This window comes from Pseudonocardia sp. EC080619-01 (assembly GCF_001420995.1).
In the GTDB taxonomy this organism is placed as follows: Bacteria; Actinomycetota; Actinomycetes; order Mycobacteriales; family Pseudonocardiaceae; genus Pseudonocardia.
In genome coordinates, this window is sequence record NZ_CP012184.1 from 3,229,500 (window position 1) to 3,254,322 (window position 24,823).

Below are 24,823 nucleotides of genomic sequence, written 5' to 3' on the forward strand. Positions count from 1 at the left end.
CGATGGCCGGAATCCTCAGCAAGCTGGCCGCCGGGATGGTGGCCCTGCTCGTGATCGGCGGCGTGTTCGTGGCCGCCGGTGGCACCGCGCCGTACACGGTCACCGCGGTCCTGCCCGCCGGCAACCCGAACCTGATCCCCGACGCGCCGATCTACGTCGACGGCTTCCAGGCCGGGAAGATCGAGTCCGTCCGGCCCGAGGAGGGGCACGCGGTCGTCGAGATCTCGGTCGACGACGACCTGGCCCCCCTGCACGCCGGTGCCTTCCTGCACGTGCAGTGGAAGGCCGTCGTCGGTGAGCGCCTGCTCTTCGTCGAGGACGGGCCGGCGACCAACGCCGAGATCCCCAGCGGTGGCATGGTCGAGGGCGACTTCCCGAAGCCGACCGAGGTCGCCGACGTGCTCGCCGCCCTCGACGAGCCGACCCGGGAGCGGCTGACGAGCCTCGTCGGCACCCTGCAGAACACCGTCACAGGGCACGAGCAGGACCTCAACGCCACCGTGCAGACGGCCGGTCCGGCGCTCGCGGCGGTCGGCTCGGTGCTGCGCGGCATCGGCACCGACGGTCCGGCGATCAAGAACCTGGTCACCGACCTGAACGGCACCGTCGACACCCTGGCCCGGCGCCAGCAGGACGTCGGCGCCGTGATCGACGAGCTCTCCACCAGTGCGCGGGCGACCGCCGGGGAGCGCGAGCAGCTGCGGGCGGCGCTGGCCAAGCTGCCGCCGACGCTGCGGACCGCGCAGGGGACCCTGGACAAGGTCCCGGGGGTCACCGACGAGGCGCTGCCGCTGCTGGAGGACCTCCGCCCGGCCACCGAGAAGCTGCCCGGCGTCTCCGAACAACTCGCCCCGCTGCTGGCCGACCTGCGCCCGCTGGTCGCCGACCTCAAGCCGACGCTCGAGGCGGCGTCCACGCTGCTGGACCGGACCCCCGGCCTGCTGGACTCGTCGCACCGCTCCCTGCCGGGCCTGGCCGAGCTCGCCGGCGGCTACGCCCCGGTGCTCGAGACCCTGCGGCCCTGCACCCCCGAGGTCACCGGATTCCTCACCACGTGGGGCTCGGCCGGCCAGAACTACGACGCGAACGGCCGCTACATGCGCATCTTCGCCCAGGCCGGCACCGCCACGCCGACCGTCTACCCGCCGGGGGTGACCCCGCCGGGCATCGTCCCCGAGGTCGCCCCCGCCCCCGGGCAGGCCGACGACACCGCCGGCAACGGGGACAGCGCGCAGACCCCGCTGCTCCCGCAGCTGGGCGACGCGAGCGGGGAGGGTCCGCGATGACCCTCGGATTCTCCCGCCTGCGGATCCTGGTGATCGCGACCGTCGCGATCGTGGCCGGCACCGGTGCGGCGGCCGGCATCGGGAACTCCGAGGACGGCCGCATCCTGATCACCGAGTTCGCCGACGTGAGCCCGATCCTGGCCGGACAGCAGGTCAAGATCAACGGGGTCACGGTCGGCGAGGTCGGGGAGCCGCAGTTCGACCCGGTGCGCAAGGTCGCCCAGGTCCCGCTGCGGGTGGACGCCCGGGCCATGCCGGTCCACACCGACGCCACCGTCCGGGTCGCCCCCGTGTCGCTGCTCGGTGAGCGGTTCCTCGACCTGAGGACCGGCGACCCGGCGGCCCCCGAGCTGCCGATGGACGGTGTGATCGGGGTCGACCGGACCGGTCAGGAGGAGGACCTCCAGAACATCCTCGACACCCTGGACGACCCGACGGCCGGTTCGCTCGCGGCACTGGTCACCACGCTCGGGCAGGGCACCGCGAACAACGGCGAGAACGTGCAGAAGACGCTCGCCGCGCTCGGCCCGGCGATGACCGACACCGACCAGCTGGTGTCGGTGCTGGCCGACCAGAACGAGCTGCTCGGCCGGGTCGTCGACCAGGTGGAGCCGGTCACCGGCGCGTTCGCCGTCGACGAGGGCAGGCGGCTCGACGGCCTGGTCGCCTCGACCACGTCGCTGCTGGGCACCACGGCCGCCCGCGACGCGCAGCTGCGCGGCACGCTGCAGGAGCTGCCCGGCACCCTCGCGGCCGCCCGGGCCACGCTCGGCGAGCTCGCCGGCACCGCGCAGTCGACCTCGGTGACGCTGGGGAACCTGCGCCCGACCACCGACAACCTGGTGCAGATCAGCGAGGAGCTGCACCGCTTCGCCGACTCGGCGGACCCCGCGCTCGCCTCGGCGGACCCGGTCCTCGACCGGGCGAGCGAGCTGCTCGACCAGGCGCAGCCCGTCGCCGCGCAGCTGCGGGCCGCAGGCCCGGACCTGCAGCGCACGGTGGACGGTGCCGAACCGATCGTCCGGGACCTGAACGGGAACCTGGGCAACGTCCTCGGCTTCATCCGCAACTGGGCGCTCACCACGAACGAGAAGGACGGCCTCTCGCACTACTTCCGGGCCAGCTACGTGGCGAACCCGGACGCGGTGAGTGGGTTCGTCCCCGGCGGCCTGCCGGACCTGGCACCCGCGCCGGGCCCGGACCCGTCGCCGAACCCGCAGGTGAACGAGCCCGCGCCGAGCGGGCCGGGCCCGGGCACGGCGGCCCAGCCGGGCCAGGACTCGAACACCCTGCTGCAGAGCCAGCCCACCCCCGAGAGCAGCGCAACCGGGCTCTCGCCCGAGCAGGAGCAGGGCGCGCTCGGAACCCTCCTGGGAGGCCAGTGATGGCGAGTGCCAAGCCCGCGCGCGGAGCGCGCTTCCGCTCCGGGGTGATCGGCCTGCTGATCTTCGTGGCGGCCGGCTTCTCCCTCTACGTGGCGCTGACCGCGCAGAAGGGGCTGCCCTTCGCCCAGCACGAGTTCCGCACCGCGGCGATCACCGACACCGGTGACCTCGCGGTCGGCAACGACGTCCGGATCGGGCAGGTCCGGGTCGGGCGGGTCGACGCGATCGACCTGGCCGACGGTGTGCCGCAGGTCCGGATGCAGCTCGACGACGGCGAGACCTCGGTCTACCGGGACGGCTCGGCCGCCGTGACCGGCCGGTCCGGCCTCGGTCAGCAGTACCTGGACCTGGACTCGGGCACCCCGCAGGCCGGTGAGCTCGGCGAGGACGAGGTCCTCCCGGAGAGCCGTTCCCGCGGGGCGGTCCAGCTGCTGGACCTGGCCGAGGTCTTCGACCCGGCCACCCAGGACGCGACCCGGTCGTCGTTGCAGCAGCTCGGCAACGGTGCCGCCGGGCACGGCCAGGACCTCCAGGACGTCGCGAAGGCCGGGCCCGAGATCCTGCCCGACCTCGGCACGACCGCCCGGTCGCTGTCGCTGGACGGAGGCCGCGACCTGACGACGATGCTCCGGTCCCTGGAGAGCCTGAGCTCCCGGTTCTCCGGGCGCGAGCAGGAGATCTCGTCGCTGGTCGGGCAGCTCGACACCACGTTCGCCGCGATCGACGCCGATCGGGGCGAGGCACTCGGTGGTGCGCTCGACATCGCTCCGGAGGCGCTGCCCACCGCCCGCAAGGCGCTCGAGGACCTGCAGCAGCCGCTGGCGTCGACGAACTCGGCGATGACCCAGCTGCAGCCCGGTGCGCGGTCGCTCGGCGACGCCACCCCGGACCTGCGGGGCGTGCTCACCGAGGCCCCGCGGCCGCTGGACAAGCTGCCCGGTGTCTCGGAGTCCGCCGAGCCCGCACTCGGTTCGCTGACCCCTGCGGTGGAGGACGCCCGCCCGGTCGCCCCCAAGGTGACCCAGGCCGTCGGCTTCGCGAACACCCCGCTGCAGGTGCTGGCGCCCTACTCGCCGGAGATCTCGCAGTGGTTCACCAGCGCGAGCTTCGCCCTGTCCGACGGCGACGCCGCCGGCCACCACCTGCGGTTCACCCTGCTCCCGCGGACCGAGAGCCTCACCGGCGCCGCAGGCGTCGAGGACCCGCTGCGCAGCGGCGACCCGTACCCGGCTCCGGGCGAGACGCCCGGCCAGGCCTCGCAGGGGATCCTCCCCGCCCCCGGCGAGTCCAACGCACGTCCGGAGGAGCAGCCCGACGCCGGTGACAGCGCGTCCGAGGGCGGCGGCTTCGGCGGACTCCTCGGAGGCAACTGATGAGTGACCGGACTTCCACGCCGCGCGTGCGGCGCCGCCTCCCGCTCTGGGTGGCCGCGCTGGCCGTGATCGGGCTGATGGTCGTGTCCCTGGCGGGCGGCCTGCTCAAGCCGCAGATCAGCACGCTGCTGATGCGGCTCACCGGGGCGGAGACCCGGGAGATGCACTTCAGCGCCAACCAGTTCCTCTTCGACGACGTCAGCAAGGTCAAGGTCGCCGGGGTGGACTCCGGCGTCGTCGAGTCGGTCCGGCCCGCCGACGACGGCGGGGCGATCGTGACCGTCGTCGTCGACGACGAGGTCACCGGCACCGTGGGCGACCAGCCCTCGGCCCGGCTGCGACCCACGACCCTGCTGTCCGGCCTGTTCTACATCGAGGTCGTCCCCGGCGGGGACCGCACCACGGAGTGGACCGAGCAGATCCCGCTGGACCGCACGCGGCTGCCCACCGAGCTCGACGACGTCGCCGAGCGCCTCCAGCCGGACGCGCTGGCCGGCGCCCGCACCGCGATCACGCAGTTCGACGAGACGCTCGGCGCCGCGGGCGGCAACGACGCGCTGCACGAGCTCCTCGCGGCCGCCCCCGGGACCCTCGGCCCGGGAGCCGGGGTGATCGAGTCGCTGCGCGGCACCGATCCGGAGACCGACCTGAACCAGGTCGTCCGGGGCCTGCAGGCGACCACCGGAACGCTGAACCGGGAACCCGGCCAGCTGGACGGGATCGTCGCGGACCTGCAGGACACCACCCGGGTCCTGGCCGACACCTCACCGGCGATGGCGGACACGATCCGCAGGCTCCCCGGTGTCCTCGACACCACCGACGCCGGGCTGAAGCGCCTGGACGTGAGCCTGGACAAGGTCGCCGGGACCGCCGGTCCGGCGCGGCCCGCCGTGCAGGAGCTCGACCGGCTGCTCGGCCGGGTCGAGCCGGTGCTCGCCGACGCCCGCCCCCTGGTCTCGGACCTGCGCGGCGCGCTGGCCGACACCCGGCCGCTGGTGGAGGGCCTGATCCCGGCCAGTGAGGGCGCCACCCGCGTGTTCGACGACCTCCCGGCACCGCTGGAGCGGCTGAACGGGCCGGTCCTCGACTCGCTGAACACCCCGTTCGTCGGCCAGGGGCCGTTCGACGCGGTCGACAACCGGGGTGTCCCGCTGAAGGACGAACTGGGCCACATGTTCAGCGGCCTGAACAAGGCCGGTGCCTATGTGGACCCGAACGGGCACGCCGTCGCCTTCCACCCCGGACCGGGCCTCGGCTCGGTCCCGGCGGTCGGCAACGTGAGCCTCGAGAACATGTACCAGCAGCTCTTCCACGGGACGGGTGGTCGGTGATGGCCGCGGAGCACTCGGCGGAGACGGAGTCGGCGGGCGGGTTCGGTGCCCGCGTCCGCAGCGGTCTCGACCGCGTCCGGAACGAGCCCGGGCTGGGCCGCAACGTCCTGGCGCTGCTCGTGGTCATGACCATGGGCCTGGTCTGCGGCGGCTACATCCTGTCGCAGCAGCGGTTCGTCCCCCCGTGGGCGAACGAGACGATGGTCTACGCGACCTTCTCCGAGGCACCCGCGCTCGCGCCGGGCCGCGGTCAGGAGGTCCGGATGTCCGGCGTCCCGGTCGGCGACATCCGCTCCGCGGAGCTGTCGCCGGAGGGCGACGCGCTCGTCCTGATGGCGATCGACCGGAACGACTACGACGGCCCGATCCACGACGACGCGACCGTCGTCCTGCGGCCGAAGAGCCCGCTCAACGAGATGTACATCGAGATGGACCCGGGCACGCCCGCCGGCGAGCCGGTCGAGCAGTACGGCGTCCTCCCGGTGGCGAACGCGAAGCCGCCGGTGCAGGTCGACGCCGCCCTGGCCCACCTGGACGACAACGCGCTGGGCGCGGTGCAGAGCCTGCTGGAGGCGTCCGACGTCGCACTGGCCACGGCGCCGCAGGACCTGCCTGCCGGCGCACGGGCCACCACCGACGTGGTGAACCGGCTCAAGCCGGTCGTCGACCAGCTCGACCGGCGGCGGGACAACCTGGCCCGGCTGGTGACGTCGATCGGGCAGCTGTCCACCGCGGTGGGCGGCGACGAGAAGCGGCTCACCGACCTGGCGAACTCGCTGTCGACCACGCTGAAGACGGTGTCGGCACAGAGCGACGCGTTGCGCGACAGCCTGAACGAGCTCCCCGGGGTCGTGGACAACCTGGGAGCGGCGACCGGCAACGTCCAGCAGCTGTCCGACCAGCTGGACCCGACGCTGGACAACGTCCGGGCCGCGTCCGAGGAGCTGCCGTCGGCGCTGGACCGGCTGAACGGCACCGTCGACACGCTGGACACGACGATCGACAAGGCCCGGCCGGTGGCGCAGAAGCTGCAGCCGGTCGCGGCGGACCTGCGGCCGTTCGTGAACGACCTGAACGCGACGCTGCCGGACCTGCAGGCGGTCTCCGGCCGGCTCGACCCGGTGACGGCGGGCCTCGAGCAGTACCTGCCCGACCTGAACGCGTTCGTCTACCAGACGTCGTCGGTGACCAGCCTGCGCGACGCCAACGGCGGGATCCTGCGCGGCCTGCTGCAGGTCGGCCCGACCGTCATCCCCGCACCCGGAGCCGACGAGCTCACCCCGACCCCCCGATAGGAGGTGACTCCACGATGAAGATCCCCCACTCCGCGCTGCCGGCGATCCGGACGACGATCCTGCTCGCCTTCACCGCCGCGTCGGCGTTCGTGTTCCTGTTCTTCTGGACCTCCGTCGGTGGCTACGTCCCGGGCTACACGCAGGACGAGTACCGCACCACGTTCGACGTGGACCAGGTCAACAACCTGGTGCCCCAGTCGGACGTGACGCTCAACGGGGTCAAGGTGGGGAAGGTCCTGACCATCGAGGCGACGCCCGAGGGGCGCGCCGAGGTGGTCATGAACCTGACCGACGAGAACGCCGTGCCGCTGCACGAGGGCGTGACCGGCCGGATCAACGCCAAGACCCTCGTCGAGGAGACCTACGTGTCCCTCACCGACGGCGCCGGGGCCGAGCTCCCCGCGGACTCCCGGCTCCCGGACGGTGCCGTCGAGCCCCCGGTGCTCCTGGACGACCTGATCCGCACGTTGCCCGAGGACCGGCGGGTGGCGCTGTCGTCGACCCTGCAGTCGCTCGGGTCGGCCACCCGGGACACCCAGGCCGGCGTCTCCGGCGCGCTCGACGGCCTCGGGCAGCTGGGCCGGGAGGGCGGCACGGCGCTCGACGCGCTCGCCGCCCAGTCGAAGGACCTGGAGCAGCTGTCCACGAACACCGCCGCGGTGCTCGCCGCGCTGGACATCCAGCGCGGCCGGATCGCCGACCTGGTGACCGACGCGAACATGGTCACCGAGGTCACCGCGGGCAGCCGCACGGACCTGGAGAACACCATCCGGGAGCTCCCGCCGACGCTGGCCGCGGCGAACGACGCCGGCGACGACCTGTCCCGGCTCGCCGGCGGGCTCGCCCCGGTGGCGGAGAACCTGGACCGGGCGGCGCCGTCGCTGAACGCGGCCCTGAACGAGCTGCCGCAGACGACGGCCGACCTGCGCGGGCTGCTGCCGGCGCTGGACCGGACGCTGGACAAGGCGCCGCCGACGCTGGACCGGGTCCCCGTCCTGTCCGACGACCTGCAGCGGCTGCTGCCGGACGCCGACCGGGCCCTGACCCAGCTCAACCCGATGCTGGAGTACCTGAAGCCGTACGGCGGCGACCTCTACCAGTTCTTCACCAGCTTCGGCTGGACGGTCTCGCGCGGCGACGCGAACGGCACCCTGCTCCGGGTGATGCCGGTGTTCCACGCCCAGTCGTTCAAGGGCAACCCGGTCCCGTTGAACGAGGTCCCGCCGCTGGACGACAACAACCCGTACCCGCGGCCCGGCACCCAGGAGAACCCCGAGGACGACGCCCCGCCGCCGCAGGTGGCGGACCCGGGACCGGCCGACCGGCGGCCGGCGCCCGGACCGGCGCCGACCGCCGGGCCGCAGCCCGAGGGCGACGCGGCGCGCGGCGACGCACCGCCGGCCGACGCACCGGCCGACGACTCCGGCGGCGGTGGACTGCTGTCCGGGCTGGGAGGCCGATGAGCGTGTTCCGTCGTCTCCGTCCGACCCTCGAGGGGCGCGGGGCCTCGTTCGCGGCCGTGCGCCCCTCGGGGCGTTCCTGGTCCGCGCTGCTCCTCGCACTCGTCGTGGCCGCGCTGACGGTCGTCGGTGTGTCCAGGGTGGAGGTCGAGACCGGCGTCGAGTCGTTCCTGCCGTCGTCGGACCCGTCGGTGCAGCGCTACGAGGAGCTCGCCCGGTCCTTCGGCGGTGACCCGATCGTCGTGCTGCTCCGTGCTCCGGAGCGGCCCGGCCTCCTCGACCGCGAGGTCCTGCCGCAGGTGCTCGGGGCCGAGGGCGAGCTCTCCCGGCTGGGGGACGTGGCGTCGGTGTACGGGCCGGCGACCACGCTCAACCAGATGGCGTCGCAGTCGCAGAAGCTGCTCGCCGAGCTGACCGGCCGCCGGGACGGCCTGCAGCGCGCCGCCTCGATCACGGCCGAGCAGCGCGGTGAGGACCCGGCCGCGGCCGGCCGCGCCGCGACCGACGCCTTCGACGCCCGCTACGGCCCGCTGATCGTGCAGGGCCTGCCGGTGGGGCTGCCGACCCTGCGCAACCAGCGCTTCGTCGAGAACGCGGTCTTCAACGACGCCGGCGCGCCCCGCCCGCAGTGGCGGTACGTGGTGCCGGACGAGCGGTCGCTGGCGATCCTCGTCCGCCCGCGGGAGGGCCTGGACCAGGCCGGTACCGAGCGGCTGGTGGCCGAGGTCCGCGACACCGTCTCGGCGGCGGGGCTGCCCGCCGAGGCGACCGTGTCCGGCGTCCCCGCCATCACCGCCTCGCTCGGCTCGGCGGTCGACGCCGAGGCACCGGTGATCGGCGCGGTCGCGGTCGGCGCGATCGGGCTCTGCCTGTTCCTGGTGCCCTGGACCCGGCGGCGACGGCGGCTGGTCCCGCTGGCGGTGACCCTCACCGCGACCGCGGCGACCCTCGCCGTCCTCGGGTGGGCGGGACGACCGGTCTCGCTCGGCGTCGTCGCCTTCCTCCCGGTGCTGGTCGGGCTGGGCAGCTACTACCCGACCTACTTCGCCCGGGGCGCCCGGCCGCGGACGGTCGCGGTCGTCGCGGCCGGGACGGCGGCCGGGTTCGGGGCCCTGGGGCTCTCACCGCTGCCGTTCGTCCGGGACCTCGGGCTCACGCTCGCCCTCGGCGTCGCGTTCGCGGTGGCGGTCGGCTGGTTCGTCTACCGGCCCGGCGGGTGGGTCGGCCCGGACGTCGCGCCGGAGCCGGGCCCCGGCGCCGCGCCGGACCGTGTGCCCGTGCCGGACCCCGCCCCGGCCCGGCCGCCACGCCGGGCGCGGACCGCGGTCGTCGCGGCCGTGCTGCTCGCCGTCGCCGGCTGGGCGACGCTGCCGCTGCTCCCGTTGCAGACCAGCGTGGACGCGCTGTCGGAGGGCCTGCCCGCGGTCTCCGACGCGAGTGAGGTCGAGCGGGTTCTCGGTTCCGGTGGCGAGCTCGCCGTCGTCCTGCGCACCGCGGACGGCCCGGCGGGCGAACAGGCCGACGTCCTCACCCCGGAGGCGTGGGAGTGGATGACCCGGGCCCAGCAGGAGATCGTCCGCGGTCACGGCGACGAGGCACGGCCCGCGCTGTCGGCGCCGTCGCTGCTGTCGTTCCTCGGGCCGACCCCCACCCCGGAGCAGATCCGGGCCGGGGTGCGGCTGCTGCCGCCGTACCTCACCGGGGCGGTGCTCCGGCCCGACGGCGACATGGCGGTGCTGTCGTTCGGCGTCCGGCTCGACGACCTGGACCGGCTGCGCGACCTCACCGGCGCGATCACGGCCGGGCTGCCACCGGCACCGCCCGGGTTCGTCGCCGAGGTCTCCGGCCTGCCCGCCGTCGCCGTGCAGGGCTACGAGCTGGTCTCGGCGGACCGCTACCTCGCCGGTACCGCCGGGCTCGTGGCGGCGGGGCTCGTCCTGGCCGTCGGGCTCCGGCACCGGCGCGATGCCGGACGTGCGGTGCTCGCCGCCGTCCTCGCCACCGGGGCCAACCTGCTCCTGCTGTGGGTGACCGGCACCCCGCTGAACCCGCTGACCGTGGCGCTGGGCTCGCTGACCGCCGCCGTCGGCTGCGAGTTCACCGTCATGACCGCCGACGCGGTCCGCACGCGCGACCCCCGGCTGCGGACCGCGGTGACCCTGGCCGCCCTCACCTCGGGTACCGGGTTCGCCGTGCTGGCGCTGTCCGATCTCGCCGTCATGCGCGAGTTCGGCCTGCTGCTGGCCCTGTCCGTCCTGCTGTCCTACCTGGCCGCACGGCTCGTGGTGCGGGCGTTCCCGCCCGCCGGGGCCCCGGCCGGACCCCCTCCCCGGAGTACCTCCTCCGGTGAGCAGCTCGTTGGAGTGATGTGATGCGTGTCAAGTCCACACTGGCGTGGACCGCCGGAGAAGCCCTGCACGCCGCGCGGTCGACGTGGCCGGGGCGGATCGTCGCCGCGGTGCTCGTCCTGGCGGTCGTCGCGGGCGTCGGCGGAGGTCTCTGGTGGCAGTCCCGGCAGGTGCCGGACGGCGCGGCGCTCGCCGTCGGCGAACGGGTCGTCACCGTCCCCGAGCTCGACGAGCGGGTGCAGACCCTGCGCGCCCTCTACGGCGTCGAGCCGCCCACCGACGATCCGGCGAGGATGGACGGCTTCCGGCGGGACGCGGCCAAGGCCGTCGCGGTGAGCATGGTGCTGGAGGACCGCGCCGCCGAGCTGGGCGTCGGGGTCGCCGACGCCAAGGTGCGCCAGACCCTCGACCAGTACGTCACCCAGCAGCTCGGGCCCGGGCCGTCCGCGCGGGACGAGTTCGTGACCGTGCTCGGCAACGTCGGCACCTCGGAGGACAAGGTCCTCGGCGAGATCCGCCAGCAGATGGCGGTCGGTGAGCTGTTCAACCGGGTCACCGAGGGCGTGACCACCTCCGACGACGACCTGCGGGCCGCCTTCCCGCAGTACGCGCAGCGGCTGGGGAAGCCGGAGTCCCGCGAGCTCGCCAACATCGTCGTGACCAACAAGGAGGCGGCCGACCGGGTCGCCGCCGAGCTGCGCGGCGGCGGCGACTTCGCGGCGGCCGCCCGGGCGAACAGCATCGACAACGCCACCCGTGACGCCGGTGGCGCGATGGGCACGGTGAGCGCGGAGCAGCTCCAGCCCGAGTACGCGAAGGCCGCGTTCGGGGTCCCGTCCGGGCAGGTGTTCGGGCCGGTGCAGAACCAGTTCGGCTGGAACGTCGGCCGGGTCGGCGCGGTCACCCCGGGCGTCCCGGCGGAGTTCGACCAGGTGAAGGACAAGCTCCGCCAGCTCGTCGACTTCGACCGGAGGCTCGCGGCCTGGGGGGAGTGGATGACCGACTCGCTGTCCGGCGGGGACGTCCGCTACGCCGACGACTACCGGCCCGTCGACCCGGACTCGGCACCGACCGGCGGCACCCCCGGCCTGCCGCCGGGAGCCCCGAACACGGTCCCGCCCGCCCCGGGCGGTGGCGGGTGAGCGTCGTCCTGGCCTTCGCCGGGGTCGGCGTCCTGCTCGTCCTCATGGGGTGGGCGGGGCGCCGGAACTCGGTGCGCCTCGGCGCGGTGCCCGGGATGCTGCCCGCCCACGAGTCGCACCGGATCCGGGTGATCCACCGCGGTGCGACGACCTGCCTCGCGGTGGGGGTCGCCTTCGTCGTCGTCGGGATCATCGCCCCGCTGCTCTGAGCTACGGCGCCACGGCCGCGGCCCGCACCGGGTCGCCGTTCGGGTTCACCGGGAACCAGGTGCCGCCGAAGGCCTCGACGCCCTGGCCGGCGATCGTGCCGGGTGCGGTGTCCCCGGCGAACCGGTGCAGCGCGTGCCCGGCGTAGGCGACCTGCTCGGCGCCGTCCGGGGCGACGACGGTGCCGAGCCGGTCGACGCGCAGCGGGTTGAGCGTGCCGTCGGCGGGATGCGGGACGCCCTCGGCGACGTAGGCGGGCCACTGTGCGGCGCACCCGCCGGTGCAGGGCCCGCCGCCGGGCACCCGGGCGTAGAGCACCCGGCCCGCGCCGTCGGTGAGGACCGCACCCGCCTCGGTGGTGGCGACCGCGACGGTCGTGTCGGCGCCGGTGAGGGTGAAGGCCTGCTCGCCGGTGCGCGGGGCGGTCGAGGAGCATCCGGCGAGTGTCAGGACGGCGGCCGCGGCGAGCAGCGCGGCACGGGATCCGGTACGGCGGTGGCGGGGGACGGGCACGGGGGTCCTCTCGGGAGCGGTGGTGCGCTCAGCGGGTGAGCAGCAGGAACAGGCAGTACGAGGTGACGACCGCGATCAGCAGCAGCGCCGGCGCCACCGTGCGGGGATCCAGCTCGATCGTCCGGGACCGCTTCCGGCCGCCGTCCAGCTCGGCCCGGGTGGCGTCCGGGTCGGGGGGCCCGAGCAGGTCGGACAGCCGGAACCGCCGGTCGAACTCGTCGGCGTCGTGCACCCCGCGCAGCAGCTCCGACGGCGGCCCGGCGGCCACGATCCGCCCGTGGCACAGGATCGCGACGGTGTCGGCCAGCGCGCGGGCCAGCTCGACGTTGTGCGTGGTGACCAGGACGGTGGCCCCGGACCGTTCGTGCTGCTCGCGGACCGCGGCGACGACGGTGGCGGCGTACGTGGCGTCCAGCCCGGTCTCCAGCTCGTCGAGCACCAGGACCGGCGCCCCGACGGCGAGGGTGCGGGCGATCGCGAGCCGCTTGCGGCCGTGCGCCGGCAGCTCGCCGGGCAGCGCGTCGGCCCGGTCGTGCAGCCCCATCTCGCGGAGCCGGTGCATCGCGATCCGTTCGACGCGGCCGGGGTCCAGGCCGCGGCCGTCGAGCGCGTACGTGACGTTCTCGTAGGCGCTCAGCGATCCGAACAGGCTCGACTCGAACACCGACGACCCGCCGAAGAGGACGCTCATGCCGCGGCGGATCCGGCGCAGCTCGGCCTCGCCCGCCGTCCAGACGTCGGCGCCCGCCACCGTCACGGTGCCGCGGCCCGGCGCGACCAGCCCGGCCAGGTGCCGGACCAGGGTCGTCTTCCCGGCCCCGGACGGTCCCATCACGACGGTCACCGTGCCGGGGTCGAGGCTCAGGCCGAGCCGGAACAGCACGGGGGTCTCGTCGAGCATCGTCGTGACGTCCCGGAACTCGACGGCGGGGCCGGCGGGATCCGGACGTCGGCCCGGCAACGGCGCGCCCGGCCGGTGCGCGTCCGGCATGGGAACAGTGGACCGCCGCGGGCCGGGGGCGCACGTCTCCCGGGGGTGGTGGTTCCGCCCCCCGTAGTGGGTGTCTCCGGGCCGGAGGGGTCGGCCCCGGCGCGCGGCCGTCCTACTCTGCGCGCCATGACCGAGACGCGGGAGCCCGTGCCGTCGACGATGCCGTGGGCGCTGGTGGTCTCGGCGTCGGCGTGGATGCTGACGGCGGTGCTGCTGCTGGTGGCGTGGGCCGGCCTCCGGCCGGACCCCACGGTCGACGAGGAGACCGCGAGCATCCTCGGCGGCGACCTCGGGACCGACGCCGCCGGGATCGGCTCCGCCGCGCCGTTCCCGCCGTTCCTGCTGGTCGTCGTGGCCGCCCTGCTGGCGGTCGCCGGTGCCGCCCTGGCGCTGCGGTACCGCGCGGCCCGTCACCCGGCGGTGGTCCTCGCCGTTGTCTCGGTGGTGCTGCTCGCGGTCGCGGCCCGCTGGGAGACCGTCCCGGCGATGCTCCTGCTGGTGGTGGGGACGATCCCGCTGCTGCTGCCGTCGGCCGTGCGGCAGATGCGCTGAGGAGGCACGTCATGACGGTCCCGGGATTCGACTGGTTCTCCGACCGGGTGGACTGGGTCAGCCTCGTCCGCGGCTCCTCGCTGGCGTTCAGCGTGCTCGTGATCGGCGGCCTCGCCGCGCCGCTGGGCTCGCGGGTCCCGGTGATCGGTCCGGCGTGGCTGATCGTCACCGCGATCTGCGCGTTCGTACTGGCCGGCTACCGGATCGGCGACGCGGTCGATCCCCGCGTGCACGGGGCCGGCGCCGCCGTCGTGGGGTACGTGCTGGTGCTGCCGCTGGTCGTGCTCGGCACCGGCGGTCTCGACCCGGCCCAGCTCGTCCTCACCCTGCTCACCGCCGTGATCATGGGTGGGCTCGCCGGGCACCTCGCCGGGCGCAACCGCGACCGCCGCGCGGCGTGAGCGCGCTTCCCCGGTAGGGGAGAGGGAACCACCCCGGAGGAGCGATTCGGCCCGCGTCCGGGGCGGACACGATCGGTGCTCCCGTCCGTTCTCGAGGGAGAGAGCAGCAGCCGTGTTCCCAGGCACTCATGCGCGCACCCGGCCCGACCACCCGGCCGTCGTCCAGCCCGAGTCGGGCCGCACCGTCACCTACGCCGAGCTGGACGACCGCTCCCGGCGGCTCGCGCACGTGCTGCGTGCGACCGGGCTGCGCCGCGGCGACCACGTCGCGTTCGTCTCGGACAACGCGCCCGAGGTCTTCGACGTCTACTGGGCGGCGCTGCGGTCCGGCCTGTACGTCACCGGGATCAACCACCACCTGAGCGCGGACGAGGCCGCCTACATCGCGACCGACTGCGGGGCGCGGGTCCTGTTCGCCTCCGCCGCCACCGGGGACCTCGCCGTGGCGATGGCCTCCCGGACCCCGGGCGTCGAGCGCCGGATCGCCTTCGGCGGCGCCGTCGAGGGTCACGAGGACCTGGACGACGCCCTGGCACAGGCACCGGACGGTCCGCTGCCCGACCAGCCGCGCGGCGCCGACATGCTCTACTCCTCGGGCACCACCGGCCGGCCGAAGGGGATCAAGCCCGCGCTGCAGGACATCCAGGTCGACGAGCCGGGCGACCTCTACACGGCCGTCTTCGGGCCGATGTACGGGTTCGGCGAGGACACCGTCTACTACTCCCCGGCGCCGGTCTACCACGCCGCGCCGCTGCGGTTCGGCGGCATCGTGCACGCACTCGGCGGCACCGTCGTCATGGCGCGGCGGTTCGGGGCCGAGACCGCGCTGGAGCACCTCCAGCGGTACCGGGTGACCCACGGGCAGTTCGTGCCGACGATGTTCGTCCGGATGCTCAAGCTCGACGACGAGGTCCGCGCGTCCTACGACGTGACGTCCCTGCGCGTCGCGGTGCACGCGGCCGCGCCGTGCCCGGTCGACGTCAAGCAGAAGATGATCGACTGGTGGGGCCCGGTCCTGCACGAGTACTACTCGTCGACCGAGGGCAACGGCGTCACCTTCATCGACTCCGAGACCTGGCGGACCAGGCCCGGGTCGGTCGGGAGGGCGGGCCTCGGGATCATCCGGATCTGCGACGACGACGGCGCGGAGCTGCCCACCGGTGAGGTCGGCACGGTCTACTTCGAACGGGAGACACCGGCGTTCGAGTACCACAACGCCCCGGAGAAGACCCGCGAGGGACGGCACCCGGCGCACGAGAACTGGTCCACCACCGGTGACGTCGGCTACCTGGACGCCGACGGCTATCTGTTCCTCACCGACCGCAAGGCATTCATGATCATCTCCGGCGGGGTGAACATCTACCCGCAGGAGGTCGAGGACGTCCTCACGCTGCACCCGAAGGTCTACGACGTGGCCGTCGTCGGGATCCCGGACCCGGAGATGGGCGAGCAGGTCAAGGCCGTCGTACAGCTCCCGGAAGGGGTCGAGGCGTCACCGGCGCTCGAGGCCGAGCTGCTGGGGTTCGTGCGCGAACGGATCGCCCACTACAAGGCACCGCGCAGCGTCGACTTCACCGCCGAGCTGCCGCGCAGCGCCACCGGGAAGCTCGTCAAGGGCGAGCTGCGCCGCCGCTACACCGAGCCCGCACCCACCGCCGGCTGATCACCCTCCGTGCGCCCGATGGGAGCACGAACCCACCCCCCCGGGAGCGATGCCCCGCAGATGGCGCCCCGGACAGCATCGGTGCCACCGAACCCTGCTCAACGAGGAGACCGACAATGGGCTATTTCGCCGACAGCGCCGAGGTCGACACCTACATCGGCGGAGTGTTCCGCGCGGCCGACGGGCACGCCGAGTCCGGCCCGAAGATGCGCGCCGCGGACCTCAACCTCCGCGTGCTCTACACCGACCCGGACACCGAGATGTGGGTCAAGATGCACGAGCCCGCGATGGAGGTGCACACCGGCGCCGACGAGGACAAGGCCGACATCACGCTGATGATGCGTGCCGACACCGGCGACAAGTTCTGGCGCGGTGAGTACAACCTCGCCGTCGGTCTGGCCAAGGGCGAGGTCAAGGCCAAGGGCCCGGTCAACAAGATCCTGAAGCTGGTCCCGCTGACCAAGCCGCTGTTCCCGATGTACCGCGAGCTGGTCGCCGAGAAGGACGCCTCCGCGAACGCCTGACGGCCGACCCCGAGCAGAGGAAAGGACGCCCACACAGATGGCGACCATGAAGGCGGTCGTGCTCCGCGAGCCGCACAAGATCGAGGTCATGGAGGTCCCGAAGCCGGAGATCACCGACCCCGGTGACGTGCTGATGCGGGTCGACCTCACCGCGATCTGCGGGACCGACCTGCACCCGTACGAGGGCCGCATCGTGATCGAGGACGACGTCGTCCTCGGCCACGAGTTCCTCGGCACCGTCGAGGCCGTCGGCTCCGGCGTCGGCCTGATCTCCGAGGGCGACCGGGCCGTCGCGTCCTGCGTCGTGAGCTGCGGGAGCTGCTACAACTGTCGCCGCAACCGTCCCGGCCAGTGCTTCGGCACCATGATCTTCGGCCTCGGCGTGACCTTCGGCAGCCTGACCGGCGGCCAGGCCGAGTACGTGATCGTGCCGAACGCCGACCGCACGCTGCGCACGCTCACCGACGAGGGCGAGGGCACCGACGAGGACAAGCTCTTCGTCGGCGACATCATGGCCACCGGCTACGAGGCCGTCCGCAGGTTCATCCAGCCCGGCGACACCGTCGCCGTGGTCGGTGCGGGCCCGGTCGGGCTGTGCGCCGCCATGGCGGCCGACGTCCTCGGCGCCGCGCAGACCGTCGTCGTCGACAAGGTTCCGGCGCGGCTCAAGGAGGCCGAGGCGATCGGGGCGATCCCGGTGAACGCGGACGAGACCGACCCCGCCGACGCCGTGCAGGACCTCACCGACTGGCGCGGGGCGGACGTCGTGATCGACGCCGTCGGCCACCCGTCGGCGCTGCTCTCGGCCTGCTCCCTGGTGCGCTCCGGCGGCGCCATCTCGATCCCCGGCGTCTACACCGAGGACTCGATCGAGCTGCCCTTCGGCGACCTCTACCTCAAGGGCGTCACCATCGCCCAGGGCGTCGCGAACATCACCAACCACATGGACGAGACGCTCGCGCTGATCGCGGCCGGCAAGCTCGACCCGAGCCGGTTCATCTCGCACCGGATGCCGATGTCGCAGGCGACCGAGGCGTACCGGATGTTCGAGGAGCGCGAGGCCACCAAGATCGTTCTGGACCCCACCTCGTGACCGCCGGGACGACCGTCCGCCACTTCCCGATGCGGATCGGTGGCAAGGACGTCGACAGCGACGACCGGCTCGAGATCCGCGACCCGCAGAACGACGAGCTGGTCGCCACCGCGGCCTCGGGCGGCGCGTCGGCCATCGACGCCGCCGTCGACGCCGGCCGGGCCGCCTTCGACGACGGCAGCTGGTCGCGGGCCACGGCCGCGCACCGCGCGTCGGTCCTGCGTGCGATCGCGGACAGGCTCGGTGAGCGGCTCGACGAGATCGTCGAGCTGGAGATCATGGCCAACGGCGCCACCGTGCGCCAGGCCACCGGCTTCCACGTCGGTTACTGCGCGCCGCACCTGGAGTACTTCGCGGGCCTGGCCGAGCGCTACGAGTTCGAGACACCCATGCCACGGGCGACGTTCCCGGTGCTCGGCCAGTCGACGCTCCGCAGGGAGCCGATCGGCGTGGTCGGCGCGATCGCGCCGTGGAACTTCCCGCTGCTGCTCTCGCTCTGGAAGTTCGCCCCGGCCCTGGCCGTCGGCAACTCGGTGGTGCTCAAGCCGGACGAGAAGACGCCCCTGTCCGCGCTGGAGTTCGCGCGGATCGCGGAGGAGTGCGGACTGCCGCCGGGCGTGTTCAACGTCGTCCCGGGACCCGGCCCGGACGCCGGGGCGCGGCTGGCGTCGCACCCGGGCGTCGGGAAGATCGGGTTCACCGGGTCCACCGACGTCGGCCGCGAGATCATGCGGCTGGCCTCGGGCACCGTGAAGCCGGTGACCCTGGAGCTCGGCGGCAAGTCGCCGGCCCTCGTCCTCGACGACGCCGACCTCGACGTCGCCGTCGACGGCGTGCTCTACGGCTGCATGCTCTACTCCGGCCAGGTCTGCGAGTCGATGACCCGGTTGCTGCTGCCGGACTCGCTGCACGACGAGTTCGTGGAGCGGATGGTCGCCCGCGCGTCGACGATCCGGCTCGGGGACACCCGGGACTGGGAGACCGACATGGGCCCCGTCGTCTCGGCGACGCAGAAGGACCGCATCCTCGAGCTCATCGCCTCCGGCAGGGACGAGGGCGCCACCGCCGTCCTGGGCGGCGGCGAGGCCCACGTCGAGGGCTACGAGGGCGGGCACTGGATCGAGCCGACGATCTTCACCGGGGTCCGCAACGACATGCGGATCGCCCGCGAGGAGATCTTCGGCCCGGTGCTGTCGGTGATCCGCTACGGCTCCGAGGCCGAGGGCGTCGGCCTGGCGAACGACACCCAGTACGGCCTCGCGTCGTCGGTGTGGAGCCGGGACAACTCCCGCGCGCTGGACGTGGCGGAGAAGATCCAGGCCGGCTCGGTGTGGATCAACGACGCGCACCAGATCAACTGCGAGGTGCCCTTCGGCGGGTACAAGCAGAGCGGCGTCGGGCGCGAGCTCGGCCCGCGTGCGCTGGACCCCTACGTCGAGGAGAAGAACGTCCACCTCGACCTGTCGGGCAGCCGGGACGCCCGGCCGTACGACGTGCTGCTCAGCCACGCCGACGACTGAGCAGCCGGCCCCGGGCGCGCGCTCTGCTCCGCGCACGGGGGCCCGGGATCCGGCCCGGCGGGCAGCCCCCACCGGGCCGGAGCCCCGTATCACCCGCCGCACTCTCCCGTTGGGGGCACGACGTCGCCCACCGGGGGAGATGTCGCCGCCCGCCCCTTCTCGCACACTTGTTCGTGACCGTGCGTCACCAGTAGTCGGCCTCGCCGCAGGCGCACGACCGCCGCCGAGGCCCCCAGGAGGACCGATGACCGCCACCTTCGACGCCACCGACTTCGAGTCCGAGATGTACGACCCGGACGAGGTCGAGATGATCCCGGCGACCGGCGAGCGGAAGCCCGGCCACTACCCGGTCGACATCTCCACCAAGGCGTTCTGGAACCAGACCTCCGAGCAGCGCGAGGAGTCCTTCGCGGTCCTGCGCCGCGAGCAGCCGGTCTCCTGGCAGCGCCCCGTCGACGACGCCGTCACCCCGGACCCGGACGACCCGGGCTACTGGGCGGTCGTGAAGCACGCCGACATCGTGAGGGTCAGCCGGGACAACGACACCTTCATCTCCGGCCAGGGCGTGCTGTTCGACCTGCTGCCGCCGATCTTCCTCGAGCTGACCCAGTCGTTCCTGGCGATGGACAACCCGAAGCACGACCAGCTGCGCAAGCTGGTGGCCTCGGCGTTCACGCCGAAGCAGATCAAGAGCATCGAGGACAAGATCACGCTGGCGGCGAAGGAGATCGTCGACGGCTTCGCGTCGGAGCCGTCCGGCGAGATCGACTTCGTGGCCCGCTGCGCGAAGCTGCTCCCGACCCGGATCTTCTGCGACATCATGGGCATCCCGGAGCACCTGCGGGAGGCCACGGAGAAGAACGCCGCGGACATCGTCGCCTGGGCCGACGACGAGGTGCTGGCCGGCAGGCAGGCCGACGAGGTGCAGATCCAGGCGGCCACCAACCTGCACGACATCGCGACCGAGCTGATCGAGCTCAAGCGGGCCGAGCCGTCCGACGACCTCGTCACCTCGCTGATCGACGCCGAGGTCGACGGCCGCACGCTCGACGACTTCGAGATCGGGTCGTTCTTCGTGCTGATGGCCGTCGCGGGCACCGACACCACGCGGCACACCGCCAGCCTCACCGTCCGGGCGATGACCCACTTCCCGGAGCAGCGGCAGTGGCTCATGGAGGACTACGAGGGCCGGATCGGCAACTCCATCGAGGAGTTCATCCGCTACGCCTGCCCGGTGATGACCTTCCGCCGCACCGCGGTGAAGGAGACCGAGCTCGGCGGGCACACCGTCATCCCCGGCGACAAGGTCGTCCTGTTCTACCCGTCCGGCTGCATGGACGAGGACGTCTTCGACTCCCCGGGGACGTTCGACCTGTCGCGCGCGAACGCGAGGGACCACACCGGTTTCGGCGGCGGCGGGGTGCACTTCTGCCTCGGCAACCAGCTCGCCAAGTCGATGCTGCGGGCCCTGTTCCGCGAGCTGCTGACCCGGATCCCGGAGTTCGAGGCCGGCGAGCCGGAGCTGCTGGGCACCAACTTCATGCGCGGTGTGAAGCGCATGCCGTTCCGATTCACCCCGGAGAAGTGAGCGTCATGGGTCTGCGTATCGAGCTCGACGAGAGCAGGTGCAGCGGTCTCGGGCTGTGCGAGGCGGAGGCGCCCGAGCTGTTCGAGGTCAAGGACGACGGGTCGCTGGCGGTGCTCGACGCGACGCCGTCGGCGGAGCACCGCCAGGCCTGCGAGGCCGCCGTCGCATCCTGCCCGACCGAGGCCCTCCGCCTCGTCGAGGGCTGACCGTCCCGTAAGGAGATCCTGCGTGTCCGTGCACCATCTCGTCGTCGTGGGCGCCTCGCTGGCCGGGATCCGGGCCGTCGAGGCGGCACGCCGGTCCGGCCACGACGGGCCGGTCACGCTGGTCGGCGCGGAGCGGCACCTGCCCTACGACCGTCCGCCGCTGTCCAAGGCGTTCCTCGACGCCGGCGACGACGGCCCGGCCGATCCGCGGTTCCGCACCGAGGACCACCTGCGCGACGAGCTCGGGGTGGAGCTGCGGCTCGGGCACCCGGCCACGTCGCTGGACACCGGGGAGCGGCTGGTCGGCCTCGGTGACGGGTCCGAGCTCGGCTACGACGCGCTGGTCGTCGCCACCGGGGGTGCCGCACGGACGCTCCCCGGCACCGGCGGTGTCGCGGGCGTCCACCCGCTGCGCACCTGGGACGACGCGCTGGCCGTGCGCGCGGCGCTCGACGACGGGGCGCGCACCGTCGTGATCGGCGCCGGGTTCATCGGCTCCGAGGTCGCCAGCTCGGCCCGCAAGCGCGGGCTGCCCGCGACGATCGTCGAGACCCTGCCGATGCCGCTGGTCCGCTCGGTCGGCGAGGACATGGGCCGGGCCTGCGCGGAGCTGCACCGCGCGGGCGGTACCGACCTGCGCTGCGGCGAGACCGTGGACGGCCTGGAGACCGACGGCGGCCGGGTGACGGGCGTCCGGCTCGGTTCCGGCGAGGTGCTCCCGGCCGACCTGGTCGTCGTCGGTGTCGGCGTGGCGCCGTGCACCGGCTGGCTGGAGGGCTCCGGTGTCGCGCTGCACGAGCGGGACGGCGGCGTCGTGGCCGACGCGACCCTGCGCGCCGCCGACGGCGTCTGGGCGGCCGGCGACGTCGTCCACTTCCCGAACCACCTGTTCGACGGCGAGGTCATGCGCCTCGAACACTGGACCACCGCAGCCGAGCAGGGCGCACTCGCGGCGAAGAACGCCCTCGACCCGGCGAACGCGACGGAGCTCGGGACCGTCCCCTACTTCTGGTCCGACTGGTACTCCAGCCGGATCCAGTTCGTCGGGCGACCGGCCGCCGACGAGATCCGCGTCGTGTCGGCCGAGCTGGACGACGACCGCTTCCTGGCGCTGTACCGGCGCGGCGACCGGCTGGTCGGGACGATCACGATCGACCGGCCGGCCCAGATCATGAAGTACAGGCGGCTGATCTCGAAGCGGGCGAGCTGGACCGAGGCACTGGAGTTCGCCGGCGTGTCCTGACCCGGCCGGTCAGCCGTCGACGTCGAGCATCCGCCGGGCGAGCCGCTTCCAGCGCTCCACGTGCGGGTCGGTCTCCGGGTCGCGCGGGCTCACCGCGTAGGTGAGCGCGACCCCGCGCATGCTGGTGAACAGCAGCTCCCGGAAGTCGTCGAACGCGGCGTGGCTGGAGAGCGCCGGCCCGAACATCGTCGCGATCACGTGGGTCAGGGCGACGCCGAGGCGGCGCTCCTCGGGCAGCAGCTCGGCGCGGACGTCCTCGTTGGTACGGGCCACGGTCCACAGCTCCATCGCGGCCCAGAAGTACGGCTGCCGGAAGGTCTCCCAGAGCAGCTCGACGGCCCGGTCGACACGGTCACCGCCCGTCGTGCGGCCGTACTCGGAGTCGCCCACCCACCGTTCCATCTCGGCGACCCGCTCGACCGCCAGGTACTGGGCCGCGGCGATGAGGAGCGTGTCCCGGTTCGGGAAGTGGTGGAGCAGGCGGCCGCGGGACACCCCGGCCCGCTGCTGGATCGTCACGGTCGTGACCCGGGAGTACCCGTTCTCGTGGAGCTCCCGCAGGGCGGCGTCGAGGATGAGGGTCCTGCTGTTCGCCGACCGCTCCCCCTGGGTCCGCCTGCCACGCGGCCGGGGCGCACCGGCCGGGCCGGTGCCGGGTACTGCCGCCATGGGGGCAGCGTAATCCTCGGGCCACGGGCTCAGCCGGTGACGTCGCGGCCGATCAGCCGTCGCGCGACGATCCACTGCTGGAGCTCGTTGGCCCCCTCGAAGATCTCGAGGATCTTCGCGTCGCGGTACATCTCCTCGAGCCGGTAGGACTCCCCGCTCTCCGAGACCTGACGGGCGAACCCGACGGCACCGTGGATCTGGACGGCGTCACGCACCAGGTCGTTCGCCAGCCGCGTGCCGTAGGCCTTCGCCATCGCGGCCTCCGGCTCGGCGGAGCGGTCGCCGCGGTCCAGCAGCACCGCTGCCTTCTGGTAGAGGCTGCGGGCGCACTCGATCTCGGTGGCACGCCCGGCCATCTGGAACTGCCAGTGCTGCATCGCGCCGAGCGGGCCCCCGAAGACCTGCCGGGTGCGCAGCCGCTCGACCGACAGGTCGAGTGCGGCCTGGGCGACGCCCACACCGGCGGCACCGATCCCGATCCGCCCGCGGACCAGCGCGGACAACGCGACGCTGAGCCCGTCGCCCGGGGTGCCGAGCAGGTTCTCCCGCGGCACGTGGACCCCGTCGAACACGATGTCCGCGGTGATCTGCCCGCGGTGCCCCATCTTCAGGTCGGGGGTGCCGATCCGGACCCCCGGCGAGGACAGGTCCACGAGAAGCATGTGCGCCCGCCCGGTGTCCGCCGCCCGGACCAGCACCGACACCCATCCGGCGACGACGCTGTTGGTGATCCACCGCTTCCGGCCCGACACGACGTAGCCGTCTGCCGACTCCTCGGCGACGGTCTGCATCCGCTCGGCCGTCAGGTCCGAGCTGGTCTCGGGCTCGGTGGTCGCGAAGGAGAACGCCGTACGCCCGGACACGAGCTCGGGGACCAGCCGTTCCCGCAGCTCGTCGGAGGCGTGGACGAGGGTCTGCGGGACGAGGATGCACTGGCCGTCGTACACCCCCGCCATCGACGACGAGTGGTAGGCGATCTCCTCGGTGACCGTGCAGGTCCCGAGCATCGGGTACTCGAGGCCCCGCCCGAAGTCGGCGCCGAACGGGACCGCGAACATCCCCTCCTCCGCCAGGCCGCGGAACGCCTCCCAGGGGAAGGACTCCGCCGACTCCTCCCGGGTGCCGATCTCGCGAGCGAACGGGACGAGCCGCTTCTCGACCGCGGCCCGGGCCTCGTCACGGAGCTCGACCGTCTCCCGCGGGAGGAAGACGTCGTGGGTCATGCGGTCCTGCGTGCGGGGGACGGGCGCCGTCATCGGGATCCTTCACCGGTCGGGGACGAACGGACCGAGGGTGGACGATCGTGGGGCGCCGGGCCAGCATCCGATCCGTTGGGGGGAGGACTTCACCCCCTATGCCGGGTGGTCCATCGCCGCCAGCACCCCCGCCAGCTCCGCCACGTCGTGGACCGTGACGGCGGGCGCCGGCCCGTCGGGGTCGAGGGAGTGCCCGGGCCGGACCAGCCGGACGGTGCGGATCCCGGCCTCGACCGCCCCGCGGACGTCGCGGGCCGAGCTGGCGACGTGGACGAACCCGTCGCCGAGCAGGTCCCGTGCGCGCAGGTAGACGGCGGGCGCCGGCTTGTAGGCGCCCAGCCGCTCCGAGGTGAGGACGACGCCGGGGTCGACGAGCGGGTGCGCCCGGGTGGTGAGTGCGAGCGCGTCGTCGACGTTGGACAGGATCCCGATCCGCGCGTGCTCCGCGACGGCGGGCAGCCCGTCCGCCACGTCCGGCCACAGTGGCCAGCCGGCGACGCCGCGCTGCACCCGGTCGATGTCGGCGTCCGGGTCCGCCGTGAGGCCGAGCCCGGTGTAGGCGGCCGCCAGGGCGTCCCGGGACAACGTCCGGAAGCTCGTCCAGCCCGCGTTCGTGTCGACCCGCTTCTGGCCGGCTTTGTTGTGCCGGTCCCACTCGTCGTAGAGCTCCTGGCCGGTGACGGTCCAGTCCCGCTCACCGGCGATCTCCGCGAAGGCACCGGACCCGCCGCGCCGCGAGTCGGTCAACGCACTGAACAGGTCGAACGTCACGATCAT

The 24,823-nt window shown here is 73.5% G+C and carries 23 protein-coding genes; 18 read left to right on the forward strand and 5 right to left on the reverse strand.

The window, feature by feature from the left end; genetic code table 11:
* Window positions 1–2: 2 nt before the first annotated feature.
* The 9 genes from AD017_RS15205 to AD017_RS15245 are packed head-to-tail and all read left to right on the forward strand — an operon-like array spanning window position 3 to window position 11,829.
* Window positions 3–1,286, forward strand: a complete 1,284-nt coding sequence (locus tag AD017_RS15205) for an MlaD family protein (protein WP_193408782.1) — start codon at window positions 3–5, stop codon at window positions 1,284–1,286.
* Window positions 1,283–2,671, forward strand: coding sequence for an MlaD family protein (locus AD017_RS15210; RefSeq protein WP_060574620.1), 1,389 nt, complete (start codon window positions 1,283–1,285; stop codon window positions 2,669–2,671). The genes AD017_RS15205 and AD017_RS15210 overlap by 4 nt, the downstream gene beginning before the upstream one ends.
* Window positions 2,671–4,044: an MlaD family protein gene (locus tag AD017_RS15215; RefSeq protein WP_139316917.1), complete on the forward strand. Its 1,374-nt coding sequence runs from the start codon at window positions 2,671–2,673 to the stop codon at window positions 4,042–4,044. The genes AD017_RS15210 and AD017_RS15215 overlap by 1 nt, the downstream gene beginning before the upstream one ends.
* On the forward strand, window positions 4,044–5,375 hold the full coding sequence (locus AD017_RS15220) for an MlaD family protein (RefSeq protein WP_145982770.1): 1,332 nt from the start codon (window positions 4,044–4,046) through the stop codon (window positions 5,373–5,375). Before AD017_RS15215 ends, AD017_RS15220 begins: the two co-directional genes overlap by 1 nt.
* Entirely contained in the window at window positions 5,375–6,670 is a 1,296-nt protein-coding gene (locus AD017_RS15225; protein WP_060574623.1) for an MlaD family protein, read from the forward strand. The genes AD017_RS15220 and AD017_RS15225 overlap by 1 nt, the downstream gene beginning before the upstream one ends.
* Before the next feature lie 14 nt (window positions 6,671–6,684).
* Window positions 6,685–8,133, forward strand: coding sequence for an MlaD family protein (locus AD017_RS15230; protein ID WP_075298156.1), 1,449 nt, complete (start codon window positions 6,685–6,687; stop codon window positions 8,131–8,133).
* A complete protein-coding gene (locus AD017_RS15235; protein WP_145982771.1) occupies window positions 8,130–10,502 on the forward strand; it encodes an RND transporter in 2,373 nt (790 codons plus the stop codon). The genes AD017_RS15230 and AD017_RS15235 overlap by 4 nt, the downstream gene beginning before the upstream one ends.
* The gene (locus AD017_RS15240) at window positions 10,502–11,620 is read left to right on the forward strand and encodes a peptidyl-prolyl cis-trans isomerase (RefSeq protein ID WP_145982772.1); all 1,119 of its coding nucleotides are present in this window, start codon (window positions 10,502–10,504) and stop codon (window positions 11,618–11,620) included. The genes AD017_RS15235 and AD017_RS15240 overlap by 1 nt, the downstream gene beginning before the upstream one ends.
* Complete coding sequence (locus AD017_RS15245) at window positions 11,617–11,829, forward strand: hypothetical protein (protein ID WP_060574625.1); 213 nt, start codon at window positions 11,617–11,619, stop codon at window positions 11,827–11,829. Before AD017_RS15240 ends, AD017_RS15245 begins: the two co-directional genes overlap by 4 nt.
* Before the next feature lies 1 nt (window position 11,830).
* On the opposite strand, the gene AD017_RS37220 is transcribed toward AD017_RS15245, so the two are convergent.
* Window positions 11,831–12,340, reverse strand: coding sequence for a hypothetical protein (locus tag AD017_RS37220; protein ID WP_060574626.1), 510 nt, complete (start codon window positions 12,338–12,340; stop codon window positions 11,831–11,833).
* Window positions 12,341–12,368: 28 nt separating this feature from the next.
* Entirely contained in the window at window positions 12,369–13,331 is a 963-nt protein-coding gene (locus AD017_RS15255) for an ABC transporter ATP-binding protein (protein ID WP_060574627.1), read from the reverse strand.
* Between the two features lie 126 nt (window positions 13,332–13,457).
* Between AD017_RS15255 and AD017_RS15260 the strand changes: the two genes are divergently transcribed.
* The 9 genes from AD017_RS15260 to AD017_RS15300 all read left to right on the forward strand — a co-directional run bounded on the left by AD017_RS15260 (window position 13,458) and on the right by AD017_RS15300 (window position 22,121).
* Complete coding sequence (locus tag AD017_RS15260; protein WP_060574628.1) at window positions 13,458–13,883, forward strand: hypothetical protein; 426 nt, start codon at window positions 13,458–13,460, stop codon at window positions 13,881–13,883.
* A gap of 11 nt (window positions 13,884–13,894) precedes the next feature.
* Window positions 13,895–14,284: a hypothetical protein gene (locus AD017_RS15265; RefSeq protein ID WP_060574629.1), complete on the forward strand. Its 390-nt coding sequence runs from the start codon at window positions 13,895–13,897 to the stop codon at window positions 14,282–14,284.
* Window positions 14,285–14,396: 112 nt separating this feature from the next.
* Window positions 14,397–15,947: an acyl-CoA synthetase gene (locus AD017_RS15270; RefSeq protein ID WP_060574630.1), complete on the forward strand. Its 1,551-nt coding sequence runs from the start codon at window positions 14,397–14,399 to the stop codon at window positions 15,945–15,947.
* Window positions 15,948–16,063: 116 nt separating this feature from the next.
* On the forward strand, window positions 16,064–16,471 hold the full coding sequence (locus tag AD017_RS15275) for an SCP2 sterol-binding domain-containing protein (protein ID WP_060574631.1): 408 nt from the start codon (window positions 16,064–16,066) through the stop codon (window positions 16,469–16,471).
* A 37-nt stretch (window positions 16,472–16,508) separates the two neighbouring features.
* A complete protein-coding gene (locus AD017_RS15280; RefSeq protein ID WP_060574632.1) occupies window positions 16,509–17,564 on the forward strand; it encodes an alcohol dehydrogenase catalytic domain-containing protein in 1,056 nt (351 codons plus the stop codon).
* Entirely contained in the window at window positions 17,561–19,084 is a 1,524-nt protein-coding gene (locus tag AD017_RS15285) for an aldehyde dehydrogenase (RefSeq protein ID WP_227012755.1), read from the forward strand. The genes AD017_RS15280 and AD017_RS15285 overlap by 4 nt, the downstream gene beginning before the upstream one ends.
* Before the next feature lie 244 nt (window positions 19,085–19,328).
* The gene (locus AD017_RS15290) at window positions 19,329–20,672 is read left to right on the forward strand and encodes a cytochrome P450 (protein ID WP_145982773.1); all 1,344 of its coding nucleotides are present in this window, start codon (window positions 19,329–19,331) and stop codon (window positions 20,670–20,672) included.
* Between the two features lie 5 nt (window positions 20,673–20,677).
* Window positions 20,678–20,878 carry a ferredoxin gene (locus AD017_RS15295; RefSeq protein ID WP_369821677.1) on the forward strand — a complete coding sequence of 67 codons (201 nt, stop codon included), beginning with the start codon at window positions 20,678–20,680 and terminating at the stop codon, window positions 20,876–20,878.
* Window positions 20,879–20,900: 22 nt separating this feature from the next.
* On the forward strand, window positions 20,901–22,121 hold the full coding sequence (locus tag AD017_RS15300) for an NAD(P)/FAD-dependent oxidoreductase (RefSeq protein WP_060574633.1): 1,221 nt from the start codon (window positions 20,901–20,903) through the stop codon (window positions 22,119–22,121).
* Window positions 22,122–22,130: 9 nt separating this feature from the next.
* Here the strand turns inward: AD017_RS15300 and AD017_RS15305 are convergent, their stop codons facing one another.
* From AD017_RS15305 to AD017_RS15315, 3 genes are all read right to left on the reverse strand, one after another.
* Entirely contained in the window at window positions 22,131–22,790 is a 660-nt protein-coding gene (locus AD017_RS15305) for a TetR/AcrR family transcriptional regulator (RefSeq protein ID WP_060574634.1), read from the reverse strand.
* A 29-nt stretch (window positions 22,791–22,819) separates the two neighbouring features.
* Window positions 22,820–24,046, reverse strand: a complete 1,227-nt coding sequence (locus tag AD017_RS15310) for an acyl-CoA dehydrogenase family protein (RefSeq protein WP_060574635.1) — start codon at window positions 24,044–24,046, stop codon at window positions 22,820–22,822.
* Window positions 24,047–24,142: 96 nt separating this feature from the next.
* A complete protein-coding gene (locus AD017_RS15315; RefSeq protein WP_060574636.1) occupies window positions 24,143–24,823 on the reverse strand; it encodes an HAD family hydrolase in 681 nt (226 codons plus the stop codon).

Coding starts and splice junctions, on each gene's coding strand:
- AD017_RS15205 (WP_193408782.1), top strand. CDS start 3: ATGGCCGGAATCCTCAGCAAGCTGGCCGCCGGGATGGTGGCCCTGCTC.
- AD017_RS15210 (WP_060574620.1), top strand. CDS start 1,283: ATGACCCTCGGATTCTCCCGCCTGCGGATCCTGGTGATCGCGACCGTC.
- AD017_RS15215 (WP_139316917.1), top strand. CDS start 2,671: ATGGCGAGTGCCAAGCCCGCGCGCGGAGCGCGCTTCCGCTCCGGGGTG.
- AD017_RS15220 (WP_145982770.1), top strand. CDS start 4,044: ATGAGTGACCGGACTTCCACGCCGCGCGTGCGGCGCCGCCTCCCGCTC.
- AD017_RS15225 (WP_060574623.1), top strand. CDS start 5,375: ATGGCCGCGGAGCACTCGGCGGAGACGGAGTCGGCGGGCGGGTTCGGT.
- AD017_RS15230 (WP_075298156.1), top strand. CDS start 6,685: ATGAAGATCCCCCACTCCGCGCTGCCGGCGATCCGGACGACGATCCTG.
- AD017_RS15235 (WP_145982771.1), top strand. CDS start 8,130: ATGAGCGTGTTCCGTCGTCTCCGTCCGACCCTCGAGGGGCGCGGGGCC.
- AD017_RS15240 (WP_145982772.1), top strand. CDS start 10,502: ATGCGTGTCAAGTCCACACTGGCGTGGACCGCCGGAGAAGCCCTGCAC.
- AD017_RS15255 (WP_060574627.1), bottom strand. CDS start 13,331: ATGCCGGACGCGCACCGGCCGGGCGCGCCGTTGCCGGGCCGACGTCCG.
- AD017_RS15260 (WP_060574628.1), top strand. CDS start 13,458: ATGACCGAGACGCGGGAGCCCGTGCCGTCGACGATGCCGTGGGCGCTG.
- AD017_RS15265 (WP_060574629.1), top strand. CDS start 13,895: ATGACGGTCCCGGGATTCGACTGGTTCTCCGACCGGGTGGACTGGGTC.
- AD017_RS15275 (WP_060574631.1), top strand. CDS start 16,064: ATGGGCTATTTCGCCGACAGCGCCGAGGTCGACACCTACATCGGCGGA.
- AD017_RS15280 (WP_060574632.1), top strand. CDS start 16,509: ATGGCGACCATGAAGGCGGTCGTGCTCCGCGAGCCGCACAAGATCGAG.
- AD017_RS15290 (WP_145982773.1), top strand. CDS start 19,329: ATGACCGCCACCTTCGACGCCACCGACTTCGAGTCCGAGATGTACGAC.
- AD017_RS15295 (WP_369821677.1), top strand. CDS start 20,678: ATGGGTCTGCGTATCGAGCTCGACGAGAGCAGGTGCAGCGGTCTCGGG.
- AD017_RS15305 (WP_060574634.1), bottom strand. CDS start 22,790: ATGGCGGCAGTACCCGGCACCGGCCCGGCCGGTGCGCCCCGGCCGCGT.
- AD017_RS15310 (WP_060574635.1), bottom strand. CDS start 24,046: ATGACGGCGCCCGTCCCCCGCACGCAGGACCGCATGACCCACGACGTC.
- AD017_RS15315 (WP_060574636.1), bottom strand. CDS start 24,823: ATGATCGTGACGTTCGACCTGTTCAGTGCGTTGACCGACTCGCGGCGC.